15 protein-coding genes are annotated in these 14,394 nt (G+C 71.4%); 11 read left to right on the forward strand and 4 right to left on the reverse strand.

Going from position 1 to position 14,394, the window contains the following annotated elements; genetic code table 11:
- Window positions 1-99 precede the first annotated feature (99 nt).
- From ACQPZP_RS43280 to ACQPZP_RS43290, 3 genes are all read left to right on the forward strand, one after another.
- On the forward strand, window positions 100-2,250 hold the full coding sequence (locus ACQPZP_RS43280) for an MMPL family transporter (RefSeq protein ID WP_433475408.1): 2,151 nt from the start codon (window positions 100-102) through the stop codon (window positions 2,248-2,250).
- Between the two features lie 97 nt (window positions 2,251-2,347).
- Entirely contained in the window at window positions 2,348-3,127 is a 780-nt protein-coding gene (locus ACQPZP_RS43285) for an N-acetylmuramoyl-L-alanine amidase (protein ID WP_433475409.1), read from the forward strand.
- 85 nt (window positions 3,128-3,212) lie between these two features.
- The gene (locus tag ACQPZP_RS43290; RefSeq protein ID WP_433475410.1) at window positions 3,213-3,338 is read left to right on the forward strand and encodes a hypothetical protein; all 126 of its coding nucleotides are present in this window, start codon (window positions 3,213-3,215) and stop codon (window positions 3,336-3,338) included.
- A 19-nt stretch (window positions 3,339-3,357) separates the two neighbouring features.
- Here the strand turns inward: ACQPZP_RS43290 and ACQPZP_RS43295 are convergent, their stop codons facing one another.
- Window positions 3,358-4,221 carry an alpha/beta fold hydrolase gene (locus ACQPZP_RS43295; RefSeq protein ID WP_433475411.1) on the reverse strand — a complete coding sequence of 288 codons (864 nt, stop codon included), beginning with the start codon at window positions 4,219-4,221 and terminating at the stop codon, window positions 3,358-3,360.
- A gap of 55 nt (window positions 4,222-4,276) precedes the next feature.
- Here ACQPZP_RS43295 and ACQPZP_RS43300 point away from each other — a divergent pair, with 55 nt between their 5' ends.
- Both ACQPZP_RS43300 and metG read left to right on the forward strand, forming a co-directional pair.
- Window positions 4,277-6,223, forward strand: coding sequence for a BTAD domain-containing putative transcriptional regulator (locus ACQPZP_RS43300; RefSeq protein ID WP_433475412.1), 1,947 nt, complete (start codon window positions 4,277-4,279; stop codon window positions 6,221-6,223).
- Window positions 6,224-6,394: 171 nt separating this feature from the next.
- Window positions 6,395-7,852 (forward strand): methionine--tRNA ligase, encoded by a 1,458-nt coding sequence (gene metG, locus ACQPZP_RS43305; RefSeq protein ID WP_433475413.1) that lies wholly within the window; start codon window positions 6,395-6,397, stop codon window positions 7,850-7,852.
- 41 nt (window positions 7,853-7,893) lie between these two features.
- Here the strand turns inward: metG and ACQPZP_RS43310 are convergent, their stop codons facing one another.
- Window positions 7,894-8,346 (reverse strand): hypothetical protein, encoded by a 453-nt coding sequence (locus ACQPZP_RS43310; protein WP_433475414.1) that lies wholly within the window; start codon window positions 8,344-8,346, stop codon window positions 7,894-7,896.
- A gap of 214 nt (window positions 8,347-8,560) precedes the next feature.
- Here ACQPZP_RS43310 and ACQPZP_RS43315 point away from each other — a divergent pair, with 214 nt between their 5' ends.
- Together ACQPZP_RS43315 and ACQPZP_RS43320 are read left to right on the forward strand one after the other, a co-directional pair.
- Entirely contained in the window at window positions 8,561-8,833 is a 273-nt protein-coding gene (locus tag ACQPZP_RS43315) for a hypothetical protein (protein WP_433465328.1), read from the forward strand.
- Window positions 8,834-8,843: 10 nt separating this feature from the next.
- Window positions 8,844-8,987 (forward strand): hypothetical protein, encoded by a 144-nt coding sequence (locus tag ACQPZP_RS43320; protein WP_433475415.1) that lies wholly within the window; start codon window positions 8,844-8,846, stop codon window positions 8,985-8,987.
- 30 nt (window positions 8,988-9,017) lie between these two features.
- Here the strand turns inward: ACQPZP_RS43320 and ACQPZP_RS43325 are convergent, their stop codons facing one another.
- Complete coding sequence (locus ACQPZP_RS43325) at window positions 9,018-9,248, reverse strand: hypothetical protein (RefSeq protein WP_433475416.1); 231 nt, start codon at window positions 9,246-9,248, stop codon at window positions 9,018-9,020.
- Window positions 9,249-9,385: 137 nt separating this feature from the next.
- Between ACQPZP_RS43325 and ACQPZP_RS43330 the strand changes: the two genes are divergently transcribed.
- From ACQPZP_RS43330 to ACQPZP_RS43345, 4 genes are all read left to right on the forward strand, one after another.
- Window positions 9,386-10,150: a MerR family transcriptional regulator gene (locus ACQPZP_RS43330; RefSeq protein ID WP_433475417.1), complete on the forward strand. Its 765-nt coding sequence runs from the start codon at window positions 9,386-9,388 to the stop codon at window positions 10,148-10,150.
- A 69-nt stretch (window positions 10,151-10,219) separates the two neighbouring features.
- Window positions 10,220-11,113, forward strand: coding sequence for a serine hydrolase (locus tag ACQPZP_RS43335; protein ID WP_433475418.1), 894 nt, complete (start codon window positions 10,220-10,222; stop codon window positions 11,111-11,113).
- Window positions 11,114-11,164: 51 nt separating this feature from the next.
- The gene (locus tag ACQPZP_RS43340; RefSeq protein ID WP_433475419.1) at window positions 11,165-12,928 is read left to right on the forward strand and encodes a S9 family peptidase; all 1,764 of its coding nucleotides are present in this window, start codon (window positions 11,165-11,167) and stop codon (window positions 12,926-12,928) included.
- Between the two features lie 146 nt (window positions 12,929-13,074).
- Complete coding sequence (locus ACQPZP_RS43345) at window positions 13,075-13,716, forward strand: hypothetical protein (protein WP_433475420.1); 642 nt, start codon at window positions 13,075-13,077, stop codon at window positions 13,714-13,716.
- A gap of 1 nt (window position 13,717) precedes the next feature.
- Here the strand turns inward: ACQPZP_RS43345 and ACQPZP_RS43350 are convergent, their stop codons facing one another.
- Window positions 13,718-14,386, reverse strand: coding sequence for a TetR/AcrR family transcriptional regulator (locus ACQPZP_RS43350; protein WP_433475421.1), 669 nt, complete (start codon window positions 14,384-14,386; stop codon window positions 13,718-13,720).
- Between the last annotated feature and the right edge of the window lie 8 nt (window positions 14,387-14,394).

Below are 14,394 nucleotides of genomic sequence, written 5' to 3' on the forward strand. Positions count from 1 at the left end.
GGGACGTGCAGCGATCTTCCAAGAAGACCTCTGGGCAGGACGGGACGGCGAACCCGGGGGCTTTACTGCAAGTAGCTGTGTTCGCTTCCGGGGGGTCTCGTGCATTCCGCTGCGCCGGTCGGTTCGGGAACGGGACTGGCCCGCGTCGGGGCGTTCTGCGCGCGCCATCCGAAGTGGGTGATCGCGGTCTGGCTCGTCCTGCTCGTGGCGGCGCTTGGCGGGCGGAAGGCCGTGGACGCCACCTTCAGCGATCAGATCACCCTGCCCGGGACGCAGTCGAACACCGGGGCCGAGCTGCTCCAGAGCGCGGATCCCACCGCCGGGGAGCCGAACGGGAAGATCGTCCTGCATGTCGGGTCCGGCGCCGTCTCCGACCATGAGCAGGCGGTCGGCGAGACCATCGCCGATCTGAAGACCCTGCCGCACGTCGTGAGCGCGTCGAATCCTGTGACCAGCACGGACGGACGCACCGCCGTGATCACCGTGATCTTCGACGTGCAGCTGAAGACGCTCGGCCACGACTACACCGACCGGCTCGACGAGGCCACCGAGCCCGCCCGCGCCGACGGCGTCCAGGTCGCCTACGGCGGGGACCTGGACCAGGTCGTCCGCACGCCTCCCGACGACACCGTCAGCGAATCCATCGGCATCGGCGCGGCCGTGCTGATCCTGCTCATCGTCTTCGGCAGCGTCGTGGCGGCGCTGCTGCCGGTCGGCTGCGCGCTGGTCGGCGTCGGCGTCGGCATCGGCGTGGTCGGCATGATCGCGGGCATCGTGACGTTCGGGACCTCGGCGCCGACGCTGGCGATCATGATCGGGCTGGGCGTCGGCATCGACTACGCGGTGTTCCTGACCACGCGCTTCCGGCAGGACCTGATCGACGGCGGCCGCCCCCGGGAGGCGGCCACGAGGGCCACGGGAACCGCCGGGCACGCCGTCCTGGTCGCGGCGATCACCGTGGCCGTGGCGCTGCTCAGCCTGTACGCCTGCGGGCTGACCTTCATCGGGAAGCTCGGGTTCGCCGGTTCCGTCGCGGTCGCCGTTGCGGCCACCGCGGCGCTGACGCTGGTCCCCGCGGTCCTGGCGCTCACCGGACGCCACATCGACCGGCTTCACGTGCGCCGTCCAGTCGCCGAGACCTCCGGCGGGCACGACACCTGGCACCGGTACGCCATGCTGATCTCGCGCCGGCCCTGGCCGTTCCTGATCGTGGGCGCCGGACTGCTCGTGGTGATCGCCGTGCCGCTGTTCTCGATGCGGCTCGGCCACGTCTCCGACGGCGCCGACCCCAAAGGCAGCACGACCCGCACGGCCTACGACTGGATCGCCGACGCGAGCGGGCAGGGGTTCGGGCCGGGCGCGAACGGGACCTTCACCGTCGTGATCGACGCCCGCAACGCCACCACGTCCACCGGCCAGATCACCGACGACGTCGACCACGCCCTCCAGAACACGCACGGGATCGCCAGTTTCACCCCGGTCGCGGCCACTTCGGACAAGAACGTCCTGATCACGACGGTCACCCCCACGACCGGCCCGCAGACCGCGGCCACCAGCGACCTGTTCTCCACACTGACCGAGCACACGCTGCCGGACGCCCTCGCCGGCACCGGCGCGAAGGGGTACGTCACCGGCAGCACCGCGAGCCAGCTCGACTTCCGCGACACCGTCAAGGAACGGCTGCCGATCATCATCGGGATCGTGCTCGTCGCCGCGTTCCTGCTGCTGATGGTCGTGTTCCGGAGCCTGCTGATCCCGCTCAAGGCCGTCGCCCTCAACCTGCTCACGACGGGCGCGTCCTACGGCGCGCTCGTCGCGGTCTTCCAGTGGGGCTGGGGGGACGAGCTGCTGGGCCTGCCCGAACCCGTCCCGATCGAGTCCTACGTGCCGATGATGATGTTCGCCATCGTCTTCGGCCTGTCCATGGACTACGAGATCTTCCTGCTCTCCCGCATCTCGGCGGCCTGGAAGTCGTCCCACGACAACACCCGGGCCGTCGGCACGGGGCTCTCCATCACCGGCCGCGTCATCTCCAGCGCCGCCCTGATCATGACCGTGGTGTTCCTGGCCTTCACCGCGACGCCCACGGTCGTCGTCAAGATGCTCGCCCTGGGTCTGGCGATCAGCGTCATCCTCGACGCGACGATCGTGCGCCTCGTCCTCGTCCCCGCGCTGATGGTCCTGATGGGAGAGGCCAACTGGTGGCTCCCCCACCGCCTCGACCGCCACCTCCCCCACCTCCGCGCCTGACGGGCTCGTTTAGCGGTGTGAGGGGGTGTGCAGACTGTTAGGGGTGAGGGCGTCGTCTGGGGGAGGCGGGCCTGTGGGGGTGTTTCCAGGGGGTTTGGTGGCCGCCGGATTGGTGTGCTGCCTGGGCTTGCTGGCCGCCTGTGACGGTTCGTCCGATGGCGGTTCGACGACCACCAGCCGTAATCCGCCGCCGGTCACGCAGGGCGCGAGTTCCCCGGGGGCGGCGCTGAGCGGCAAGGTGATCGTGGTCGATCCCGGCCACAACGGCGGTAACGCGTCCCATCCGGACGAGATCAACAAGCAGGTCTTCATCGGGAACGGTCACAAGCCGTGCAACACGACCGGCACGAGCACCCCGGACGGTTACAGCGAGCACGCCTTCACCTGGGATGTGTCCAACCGGCTGGCGAAGCTGCTGCGGGCCGCGGGCGCCAAGGTCACGCTGACGCGGAAGAACGACACCGGGGTGGGGCCGTGCGTCACGGAGCGGGCGGCGATCGGGAACCGGCTGCACGCCGACGCGGCGCTGTCGATTCACGGCGACGGCGCGGCGCCGTCCGGGCACGGCTTCCATGTGATCGTCCCGAAGCCCGTGGGGAAGAACGCCGGGATCGTCACCGCGTCCGGCCGGCTGGGCGTCGCGATCCGTAACGCGTACCGGTCGGGGACGGGCATCCCGTACGCCACCTACGTGGGGAAGGACGGCCTGGACACGCGCAGTGACCTGGGCGGGCTGAACATGTCCACGGTGCCGGCCGCGTTCATCGAGTGCGGCAACATGCAGAACCCGGGTGACGCGGCCAAGATGGAGAGCGCCGCGTTCCGGCAGCGCATGGCCGAATCCCTGGAGAAAGGCTTCGAGAACTACCTCGGGTGACCGTGTTTGCCCCCCGGAGGGATTAGGGGGAGAACGTCCGGCTACATGTCGAATCGACGTTGATGTCGGGCGAACGGGGGACGGCATGGCCCGCAGGGGTGGACGAAGCGCGCAGCTGCTCAACTGGGAGATGCTGCTGGGGCTGGCGACGACCGGATTCATCATCTACGTGTGGGTGTGGGCCGCGACGCAGGGCGGCCCGCCCTGGTGAGCCGGGGCGGGCCGCCGGTCTAGCGGGACAGGAGGGCTCTGAGGGACTTCGCCACGTCCCCCGGCGCCTCTTCCGCCATGAAGTGGCCGCAGGTGACGGTCTCGTGTTCGAGATCGGACGCCCAGGCGCGCCACAACGCGGCCGCGTCGAAGCCCAGGGCGGCGCCCCAGTCCTGCTGCAGGACGGTCACGGGCATCCGCAGCCGGTTCCCGGCCTCGCGGTCGATCGTGTCGTGCTCGACGTCGACACCGGCGGATGCTCGGTAGTCGGCGACGATCGATGGGATCGCGTCGCGGCAGGCGTCCAGGTAGGCGGTGCGGATGCCGGGCGGGATCGCGGACGGGTCGTTCGCCCACAGGTCCAGGAAGTGCCCGAAGAACGCGTCCGGCGCCCCCGCGATCAGCTGCTCGGGCAGGCCGGGCGGCTGGGCCATCAGATACAGGTGGAATCCGACGGCGGCGGTGACGCCGCGCATGACGTCCCACATGTCCAGGGTCGGCAGGACGTCCAGGCAGGCCAGGTGGGTGATCGCGGCGGGGTGGTCGAGCCCGGCACGGAAGGCCACGAGGGCGCCGCGGTCGTGGCCGGCGAGGGCGAACCGGTCGTGGCCGAGGGCACGCGCGACGGCGACGATGTCGGCCGCCATGACGCGCTTGGAGTAGCCGCCGGACGGTTTGTCGCTGTCCCCGTATCCGCGCAGGTCGGGGACGATGACCGTGTGGTCGGCGGCAAGGTCCGCGGCGACGTGCCGCCACATCAGGTGGGTCTGCGGGAAACCGTGCAGAAGGACGATCGGGGAGCCCGAACCCCCGGTGGCCACGTTGAGCGAAACGCCCTCGGCGACGGGCACCCGCCGGTAGTCGAAGTCGGTGATGGTCGGCATGGCTTCAGGTTGCCGGGCGCGAATGAGCATCCGATGAGCGCTATACCGTGGTGCCGTGGAGGTCCTGTTCGGGGTGCTGGGACCGGTGACCGCCTGGGACGGGTCCGGGAGCGCGATCGCCCTGAAGGGCCCGCGGCACCGCGCCGTCCTGGCCCGCCTGATCGTCGCGCGCGGGCGCGTGGTCCCGGTGTCGCGGCTGGTGGACGACCTGTGGGCCGATCCGCCTTCGGACGCGGTCGGGGCCGTCCGCACCTTCGTGGCGGCGCTGCGGCGCGTCCTGGAGCCGGACCGTCCGCCGAGGACGCCGCCCCGGGTGCTGGTCACCGAAGGGCCGGGGTACGCGCTTCGCACCGGGCCGGACGGGGTGGACGCCTGGCGTTTCGAACAGGCCGTCGCGGCGACGCGTCCACCCGCCGAGCTGGTCGGAACCCTGGACGAGGCGCTGGGCTGGTGGCGCGGCCCCGCCTACGCCGAGTTCGCCGGCGAGCCGTGGGCCGGCGGCGAACGGTCCCGGCTGGCCGAACTGCGGCTGCATGCCGTCGAGCGGAAGGCCGAGGCGATGCTGGCGCTCGGCACGGCCGCCGAGGCGATACCGGATCTGGAAGCGCACGTCGCCGGGCATCCCTGGCGCGAGGACGCCTGGCGTCTGCTGGCGCTCGCCCTCTACCGCACCGGCCGCCAAGGCGACGCGCTGGCGGTGCTCCACCGCGCACGAAGCCTGCTGGTGGAGCAACTGGGGCTGGACCCCGGCCCGGCCTTGCGCCGCCTAGAGGAGGACATCCTCCGCCAAGCAGAACACCTGGAAATGGGGCAGGACGCGGCGTCGCGAGTGTGGGCGCAGGCCGCCGAGGCGTACGACCGCACCGTGGCGTCCGGCGCACGGGCCCGCTTGGAATCGACGGTCGGCATCCTGCGGAATCTCGCGCTGACCGGCGGCGGGGGCCTGACGGCGGCCCGCGAGCAGCGCATGGCGGCGGTCACGGCCGCCGAAGAGCTGGGCGACGCGGAGCTGACCGCCCGGGTGATCGGCGCGTTCGACGTCCCGGCGATCTGGACCCGGTCCGACGACCCGCACCAGGCCGCCCAGGTCGTCGCGGCGGCCGAGCGGGCCCTGGCCGGGCTGCCGCGCGGGCACCGGGCCGCGCGGGCGCGGCTGCTGGCCACGATCGCCCTGGAGTCACGGGGTTCGCGCGGCGTCCGGGGCCGCGAGGCCGCCAAGGAGGCCGAACAGATCGCCCGAAGCCTGGACGACCCGGCCCTCCTGGCGTTCGTGCTGAACGGCGTGTTCATGCAGTCCTTCGACCGCGCGGGGCTCGCGTCGCGAAGGGACCGGATCGGCGCCGAGCTGGTGGAGCTGTCGGCGCGGAACGATCTGGCGGCCTACGAGGTCCTCGGGCATCTCGTCCGGCTCCAGGCCCGGAGCGCGCTCGCGGACTTCGCCGGGGCCGACGAGCACGCGGCCGCCGCGGACCGGCTGGCCGAGCGGGACGAGCGTCCGCTGGTCGCCGTGTTCACGACGTGGTACCGGGCGCTGCGGCTCGCCGCGGCCGACGCCCCCTTGGCCGAGGTGGAGGCCGCCTACCGGAACGCCGCCGCGGGCACGCGGGGCTCCGGCATGCCCGGGGTCGAGAACGGCCTGCTGCCGCTCGCGCTTCTCTGCCTGCGCGTCCAGCACCGGCGCCCCGCCCAGATCGAGCCCGACGACTGGGGGCCCTACCGGCCCTGGGCGGACCCGCTCGTGCTGGTGGCGCGCGACCGGCCGGACGAGGCCGCCGCGGCGCTCCGGAACGTCCCCGAACCGCCGCGCGACCTGCTGTTCGAGGCCCTGTGGTGCCTGACCGCGCAGGCCGCCGTCGCCGTGGACGACCGTCCGATGATGTGGCGCGCGCACGACGCGCTGGCCCCGGCCGCCGGCGAACTGGCCGGCGCGGGCAGCGGCCTGATCACCCTCGGCCCGGTCTCCCGGCACCTGGACGACCTCACCGCCGCCCTCGGTGGCTGACGAATCAAAGCGGCGCGGGCCGGGTGAGATCGGTAGACTCGGTTCCATGAGGACGTTCACCGGTCAGGAGATGATGCCCCGCTCGCGGGGCCGCTGACGCTGGACGCTTTCCGAGGCCCTGTTCGCGGGGCCTCTTCCCGTTTGGGGCTCCGGTTCCTTCTGGAGGTTCCCATGTGTGTTTACATCACCGCGACGATTCCGTACGTCAACGCCCGTCCCCATCTCGGGTTCGCGCTGGAACTCGTGCAGGCGGACGTCCTCGCCCGGCATGTGCGCCGCCGCGACGACGTCAGGTTCCAGGCGGGAACGGACGAGAACTCGCTGAAGAACGTCCTCGCCGCGGAGGCCGCGGGTGTCGGCGTGCAGGAATTCGTGGACGAGCTGGCCGAGGAGTTCATCGGCCTGGCCGGACCGTTGTCCCTCTCCGTCGACGACGTGATCCGCACCGGCCGGGACCCGCGGCATCGAGCGGGCGTGGAGCGGTTGTGGCGCGCCTGGACCGAGTCCGGAGATCTGTACCGGCGACACTATGACGGCCTTTACTGCATCGGCTGCGAGCAGTTCTACGGCGAGGCGGAGCTGGACGGCGGCCGGTGTCCCGAGCACGGAACGGCGCCGCGGCGGATCTCCGAGGAGAACTGGTTCTTCCGGCTTTCGCGCTACGCGGACCGGATCCACGAAGCGATCAGCACCGGTGCGTTGCGCGTCGAGCCCGCCGAGCGGCGCAACGAGGTCCTCTCGTTCATCGCGGGCGGGTTGGAGGACGTCTCCGTCTCGCGCTCCGTCGAGCGAGCCCGGGGATGGGGGATTCCCGTGCCCGGCGATCCCGGACAGGTCATCTACGTGTGGTGGGACGCGCTGTGCAACTACGTCACGGCGCTCGACTACGGACGCGAGGGCGCGGACTACCGGCGGTGGTGGGAAGGGGGCGGACGCCGCGTTCACCTCCTCGGGAAGGGCGTCGTGCGGTTCCACGCGGTCTACTGGCCCGCGATGCTGCTGTCCGCCGGGCTGCCCCTGCCGGACGAGGTACTGGTGCACGGGTACCTCACGGCCGGCGGACGCAAGATCAGCAAGTCCGGGGACGTCACCGTCGACCCCGTGGAACTCGTCCGCGAGTACGGAGTGGACGCCGTCCGATGGTGGCTTCTGCGTGAGGTACCGAGAGCCGGCGACTCCGACTTCACCGTCGAGCGGCTCATCGCGAGGTCGGACGACGAACTGGCCAATGGCCTCGGCAACCTCGTCAACCGGGTCGTCGCGATGGTCCACCGATACCGGGACGGCGAGGTTCCCGCCTGCGAATCGCACGACCTGGAGAACGTCCTCCGGGAGGCTCCCGGCGCGATCGACGCGGCGCTGGATGATTTCGACTTCCGCCGTGCCACGTCGGCGGTGTGGCGGATCGTCGACGCGGCCAATGCCCACATCAATCAGGTGCGCCCCTGGGAACTCGCGAAGGCCGGCGATCCGCGGCTGGACAGTGTCCTGGCGGGGCTGGTGAGCGTCTGCCGGACGGTCGGCGACCTTCTGGAGCCGTTCCTGCCCGACGCCGCCGCCCGCGTCCGCCGTCAGTGCGCCGGCCAGAGACTCCCCCGGCCTGAGCCGTTGTTCCGCCGCCTCGGCTGACAGGGCTCACCGATGCGGATCTCCGCGTCCGTCCTGGGCCGTCAGGTCCCGCTGAGGAGGCTGTAGAGGCGGCGGGTCACCTCGGGGCGCGCGGCGCGGTGGTGGGCGTCGACCGCGGCGCCGACGATGGCGTGCTCGGCGGTGAAGGCGGTCTCCATGACCGCGATGAACTCGCTCGTGGGCGGGTAGAGGCGGGCGGCGGCGTCGGCCGTCCGGCGGACGAGCACGCGGGCACCGGTGCGCAGCGCCGACTCGAAGTGGCGGGCGTCCTGCCCGGCGAGGGCCTCGCCGACGCCGAGGTCGCGGAACGCGGCGAGCACCGCGCTCGCCTCCAGCGCCCCGGTGTAGACGGCGAGGGCGTCCCTGACCAGGGACAGGATCTCGCCCGGCCGCAGGTGCGTGTAGGCGGGGACGCACGTGGTGATCTCGCCGACGACCTCGGCGGCGATCTCGTCGATTCGGTCGGTGAGGAACTGGTCCAGAGCGGGCTGCATGGAGCGTCCCCCCTCGATCCGGCGGATGCGGTGGGGCTATGTTACCGGCGCGTAGGCCAGATTTGTCGGCTGTTTCCGAAATGCCCCGGATCCCCTAGGGGGATTACTCCACCCTGGTTGGGGGTTTTCCCCTATAGCGATGAAATCGTCCGGCGGGCAGAGTCGTACTAGGAGAAGGGGACGAGCAACCCTCCGCAGGAAGAAGGCACTCCCCATGTCGAACACGCCGAGCTTCACCTCGATGACCGCATCCGAACTCGCGGAGATCCTGTTCGCCTCCCGGCTGCAGGAGTCCGACCACCCCTCCGCCGAGCAGGTCCGCACGGCGATCCACGACCGGTTCGGAGCCTGCGGCGGAGACAGCTCCGCCTGCGTCGCCGTCGTCGCACAGGAGGCCGGCGACCACCCGGAGACCTATCTCGCCCGGATGCGCTGGGCGCTCACCAGCGTTTCCACCGCCTACCCCGGTCTGGCCAAGGCCGCCTGAGGAGGAACCCATGCGTTCACCGTTCATCGACCGGCCCCAGGACATCGTCCCGCGTTCGCTTCGCGACCTGCTGGCCACCGAGGCGTCACAGGCCGCGAAAGAAGCGCCCCGGCGCCGACAACGCCGGACCAGGATCGTCCGGCGCGTCACCTAGCGATCGCGTCACAGGCCCCGCCGCGCGGGGTCAGTGGCGCGTCTTGGACTTCTTGCTCGTCTTGTGCTTGTTCGAGTGCTTCTTGTGGCTGCCGCCGTCCGACTCCCACTCGTAGCCGGGCGTGTGGTTCTTGCAGTAGCGGTCGCTCACCTTCGTGTCGGTCGCGTCATGCTCGCACCAACGGTCCTGTCCGCAGGCGGTCAACCCGAACGCGGCGACCAGGCCGGTCAGCGCAAGGGCCACGGAACGGGTACTCAGCATCTTTCGCCTCTTTCTGGCAGGGGGCGTCAGCGACCTGGTGACGATGACCTGGGTCAGACGTGCGCGGCGGCGATGGCGTTCCGCCGCCGGACGGCACCGGATGTGCCCGGTTCCGGGCGCGAACTATGCTGGCGGCCGTGAGCGAAGAGCCGACGGAGGAACAGGGCGGCGGAGGCCGCGAGTACCGCATCGGCGAACTCGCCGAGGCCGCCGGTGTCCCGGTCCGGACGCTGCGCTACTACCAGGAACGCAAGCTGCTGCCCCCGCCGCGCCGCGAGGGACGCATCGGCCTCTACTCCGAGGACCATCTGGCCCGCCTCCGCATGATCGGGAACCTGCTGGACCGCGGGCACACCCTGGAGGGCATCCGCGAGCTGTTGTCGGCGTGGGAGCAGGGCCGCGACATCGGCACCGTCCTCGGGGTCGAGAAGGCGGTCACGACGCCGTTCTCGAACGAGATCCCGGTGACGATGACGCTGGACGAGCTGGCGGCGCTGTTCCCCGGAGAGGTCGGCCCGGAGTCGGTCGAGCGGGCCGTCGCCCTCGGCCACATCGAGGTGGACGGCGACCGCGTCACCCACTGGAGCCGCCGCCAGCTGGACGCGACGGTGACGTTCGTCCGGGCGGGGGTGCCGCTGGACGCCGTGCTGTCGGCCGGCCTGGAGCTCCAGCGCAGCATGGACGACCTCGCCGCGATGTTCGTCCGGCTGATCGCCGCCCACGTCGTCGGGCGCCTCGACGACCAGGACGTCGGCGACCGGCACCTCGGAGAGCTCACCGAGACCCTCGCCCGGCTGCGTCCCGGCGCCCAGGTCACGGTCGAGGCGGGCTTCGCGCGGGCCATGGACCGGCGGGTCCGCGCCGAGATCGACCAGCTCCTCGGCCGGCTGACCACACCCTGAGCCGCGTTTGACCCGATCGCGGGCGAGGAATCCGGCGGCCCGTCCCGCATGATCGTTAGCGTGACTGGAATGTCACGCCGCGCCGCCGTGTTAGCGCTCGCCCTCCTGCCGGTCATCGTGCCCGCCGAGGCCGCCGCCTCGGACGGGCCCTGCGCCTCGTCCGCGCATCCGCACATCGCCGAGCGGCTCGGCGCGCGGATCGAGCGGTCCCTCGACGAGCGGGCCGGCGTCGAGTCGGTCGCCGTGTACGACCGCGAGCGCGGCATCCGCTGCGCCGTCGCGGGCGGACGGCACTACGACTCGGCGAGCGTCGTCAAGGCGACGATCCTGGCCGCGCTGCTGCGGAAGGCGGCGGACGAGCGGCGCCCGCTGACGGTGTCCGAGAGATCCCGGGCCCGCAAGATGATCATCCGGTCGGACAACGGCGCGGCATCGTCCCTGTGGCGTTCCGTCGGCCCGGCCCGCATCGCGCGGTTCCTCGACCGGGCGGGGATGACCCATACGGCGCTCGATCCCGGCGGACGCTGGGGACTGACGCAGATCACCGCGAACGACGAGGTCAAGCTGCTCGAACGCTTCACCTCCCACAACGCCCTGCTGCCGGACAAGGCCCGCGCGTACGCGCTCGGGCTGATGCACGAGGTCGTCCCGTCCCAGCGCTGGGGTACGCCGGCAGGGCATCCCACCGGCGTCACCTGGCATGTGAAGAACGGCTGGCTGCCGCGCCACAACCGGTACTGGCGCGTGCACAGCATCGGCGCGTTCGACGGGCACGACGCGGACTACATGATCGTGGTGCTCACGCGGGACACACCGTCCATGGCTTACGGGGTGGAGACGACCGAACGCGTCGCGCGAGCCGTCCACCGGACGCTGAACCAGGCGAAACGCCCGCTGACCGACCGGAGCATCCCGAACGGGACGTGGGAGACCTCGGACGGCTCCGTGCCTCCCGGCGTTTGACCGCCCGGGTCGTCCCGCGCAATGACCCCGGCCGGTGGCGATACTGGGGGCATGGTCGACGACGAGCGCTGGAAGGCGCGTTTCCGGGCCGCCCGGATGAGCCTGCCCCGATGGGCGCGTGACGCCCCGAGCCGTAGCATCTACCGGTCGAACGCGACCGGGACGTGGGAGATCTACACATGGGACCGCGACACCGGCGCGCAGCGTCAGGTGACGGAACGTCCCAACGGCACGTGGATGGGGACCGTCGACCCGTCGGGTGAATGCGTGTGGTGGTTCGCCGACACGGACGGAGACGAGTTCGGCGTCTGGCAGCGCGTCCCGTTCGACGGCCCGCAGAGCGTTCCGGCCGTTCCCGAACTGGAACCGTCGTATCCGTCTGGGCTGTCCCTAGGCCGCAGTGGTCTCGCCGTAGTCGGACGGACGACCGACCAGGGCAACACGATCCATTTCTGCCGGCCTGGTTCGGTGCCAGACGTGCTCTACCACCACGCGGAGGACGCGCACGTCGCCGCCCTTTCCCGGGACGAAAGCCTGATCGCGATAGGGCACAGTGAGCACGGCGACAGCCGGCACATGGCGTTGCGCGTCGTGCGTCCCGACGGCTCCACGGTGGCCGACCTCTGGGACGGCCCAGGCAAGGGCGTCTACGGCGCCGGGTTCTCACCCGTCGAGGGAGACACGCGACTGCTGGTCAACCATGAGCGGCGCCGCCGGGACGAGATGCTCATCTGGGACCCTGTCGCGGGCACCGAGCGGGAGATCATCCTCGACCTCCCCGGCGAGATCGGCGCCGGCTGGTACCCGGACGGGACGGCGCTGCTGATCTCCCACTCGCACGAGGCCCGCGACGAGCTCTACCGGTACGTCCTGTCGGACGGAACGCTCAGCAAGATCGACACGCCGCGCGGGGTGATCGGCGGGGCGGACGTCCGGCCGGACGGGGCGGTCGAGTTCTCCTGGTCGTCCGCCGCCGAGCCGCCGGTGATCCGCTCCACGTCCGGCGCGGTCGTCCTCACGCCTCCGGGACCGGTGGCGCCGCCGTCCGTCCCGGTCGAGGACGTGTGGGTGGACGGCCCCGGCGGGCGCATCCACGCCCTGGTCAGCAAGCCGGAGGGCGACCGCCCCTACCCGACCGTGTTCGACGTCCACGGCGGGCCGACCGCGCAGGACGACGACTCGTTCGTCCCGACGGCCGCCGCCTGGATCGACCACGGCTTCGCGGTCGTCCGGGTCAACTACCGGGGCTCGACCGGCTACGGCTCCGAGTGGCGCGACGCCATCGAGCAGCGCGTCGGCCTCACCGAACTGGAGGACGTCAAGGCCGTCCGCGACTGGGCGGTGGCGTCGGGTCTCGCCGACCCGGCGCGGCTGGTCCTCACCGGCGGCTCGTGGGGCGGGTTCCTCACCCTGCTCGGCATCGGCACCCGGCCGGACGACTGGAGCGTCGCCGTCGCGGCCGTCCCCGTCGCCGACTACGTCGCCGCGTACGAGGACGAGATGGAGGGCCTGCAGGCGTTCGACCGGTCCCTGTTCGGCGGCTCCCCGGACGAGGTCCCGGACCGCTACCGCGAGTCGTCCCCGATCACCTACGTCGCGCAGGTGAAGGCGCCCGTCCTGATCCTGGCGGGGGAGAACGACCCGCGCTGCCCCATCCGGCAGATCGACAACTACCTCGCCCGGCTCGACGAGCAGGGGCACCCGCACGAGGTCTACCGGTACGACGCGGGCCACGGCTCCCTGGTGGTGGAGGAGCGGATCAACCAGATGGCGGCCGAGATCGGTTTCGCCCGCAAACACCTCGGCATGTCCTGATCTTTCCGGGGGGGCGGGCGCACCTCGCCCGTCCCCCGGGGTTTTACAAGATCGAACCCCGGGCACCCCTCCGATCAGCCACCAGGCAAGGCCGGCCCGGCATGGACCGGCTCGCCCCCCGGACACACCGATCGGGGGGATCTCACATGCCACGGCCGCACCACGCCCATGCGCTGCCTCATCATCCGGCCTTCCGCCTGGCCGCCATGCTCGCGGCCCTCACCGTCGCCGCGGCGATGCTCGCCAGCACGTCCCCGCACGCATCCGCCGCCCGAAGCCCCGCGGGAGACGCGCGCCCGCGCGGCACCGCGCCCGCTGCCGGCGTGGTGCGCCTGCTCAATGTGGCTTCCGCATCCGTGGCGCCGCCGCGGGACGACCCGCCGGAATTACCGAAGTCGCTGCGCCTGGAGCAGCAGTTCGCCAAGTACACGTTGCGCGCCAACGGGATCGGATGGCGGTCGACCGGCCGTTGCTCGGACCGAGCGGTCGCGGCCTGCACGTCGTTCGAGGGCGTCCGTTGGGGGACGGTCAAGGGCCTGATCGACTTCGCGAAGGAGAGCGGCTGCGAGATCACCGTGACCGGCGGCACCGAGCACGGTCACGCGGGCGGCACCTACGGCCACGGGAACGGCTACAAGCTCGACATCGCGACGGGCGACTGCGTCGACCGCATGATCGAGCGGTACCCGTCCACCGGTGTCCGGGGCGACGGGGCACGGCTCCATCGCTCACCGGACGGCACGGTCTTCGCCCGCGAGAAGGACCACTGGGACATCACGTTCCGCTGACTCAGTCGCGGACCTCGCGGATGATCCCGACGAGCTCACGGGTCACCGACTTGAAGCCGGGGATGCGCGACATCGCCACCATGCGGTTGACCAGCGGGACCGTCCGCTCGACGAGAAGGTAGGTCTTGCGGCAGCCCGGCGAGTTGTCGTGCACCCAGTACAGGACGATCCCCATCGAGTAGATCCACAGCAGCTCGGGCAGCTCCGCCCGGAACTCCCGGTCGATCTTGAGGTCGGAGCCCTCGACGACCTCCCGGTAGATCGCCACCGCGGAGTCGCGGGCCGGGCCCGACTCGGCGCTGAACGGGTTGAGCGGGCTGGTCGGCTCCGCGGCGAACTTGAAGAACTTCCCGGCGAACTCGTGGTACGGGATCATCGTGTCGACCCGCGCCTTCAGAACGCCCAGCAGCCGGGGCGCGAACTCGGTCTCGGAGCCGAGGACGGCCCGGCAGGCGGCGACGTGCTCGTCCTGCAGCTCGTCGTAGTACGCCTGGATCAGCTCTTCCTTGGATCCGAAGTAGTAGTAGGCGTTGCCGACCGAGACGCCCGCCTCCTTGGCGATCGCCCGCATCGTCGTCGCCTCGTACCCGCGCTCCCGGAACAGGCGCAGCGCCGTCTCGACGATCATGGCGCGCGTCTGCTCGGACTTCACGGCCTTCGTCTCGGTCACGCATGCCA

It is taken from the genome of Spirillospora sp. CA-142024 (assembly GCF_050942325.1).
Taxonomy (GTDB): domain Bacteria; phylum Actinomycetota; class Actinomycetes; order Streptosporangiales; family Streptosporangiaceae; genus Spirillospora.

Coding starts and splice junctions, on each gene's coding strand:
- ACQPZP_RS43290 (WP_433475410.1), top strand. CDS start 3,213: ATGGCCCGCAGGGGTGGACGAAGCGCGCAGCTGCTCAACTGGGAGATG.
- ACQPZP_RS43295 (WP_433475411.1), bottom strand. CDS start 4,221: ATGCCGACCATCACCGACTTCGACTACCGGCGGGTGCCCGTCGCCGAG.
- metG (WP_433475413.1), top strand. CDS start 6,395: ATGTGTGTTTACATCACCGCGACGATTCCGTACGTCAACGCCCGTCCC.
- ACQPZP_RS43310 (WP_433475414.1), bottom strand. CDS start 8,346: ATGCAGCCCGCTCTGGACCAGTTCCTCACCGACCGAATCGACGAGATC.
- ACQPZP_RS43315 (WP_433465328.1), top strand. CDS start 8,561: ATGTCGAACACGCCGAGCTTCACCTCGATGACCGCATCCGAACTCGCG.
- ACQPZP_RS43320 (WP_433475415.1), top strand. CDS start 8,844: ATGCGTTCACCGTTCATCGACCGGCCCCAGGACATCGTCCCGCGTTCG.
- ACQPZP_RS43325 (WP_433475416.1), bottom strand. CDS start 9,248: ATGCTGAGTACCCGTTCCGTGGCCCTTGCGCTGACCGGCCTGGTCGCC.
- ACQPZP_RS43335 (WP_433475418.1), top strand. CDS start 10,220: ATGTCACGCCGCGCCGCCGTGTTAGCGCTCGCCCTCCTGCCGGTCATC.
- ACQPZP_RS43340 (WP_433475419.1), top strand. CDS start 11,165: ATGGTCGACGACGAGCGCTGGAAGGCGCGTTTCCGGGCCGCCCGGATG.
- ACQPZP_RS43345 (WP_433475420.1), top strand. CDS start 13,075: ATGCCACGGCCGCACCACGCCCATGCGCTGCCTCATCATCCGGCCTTC.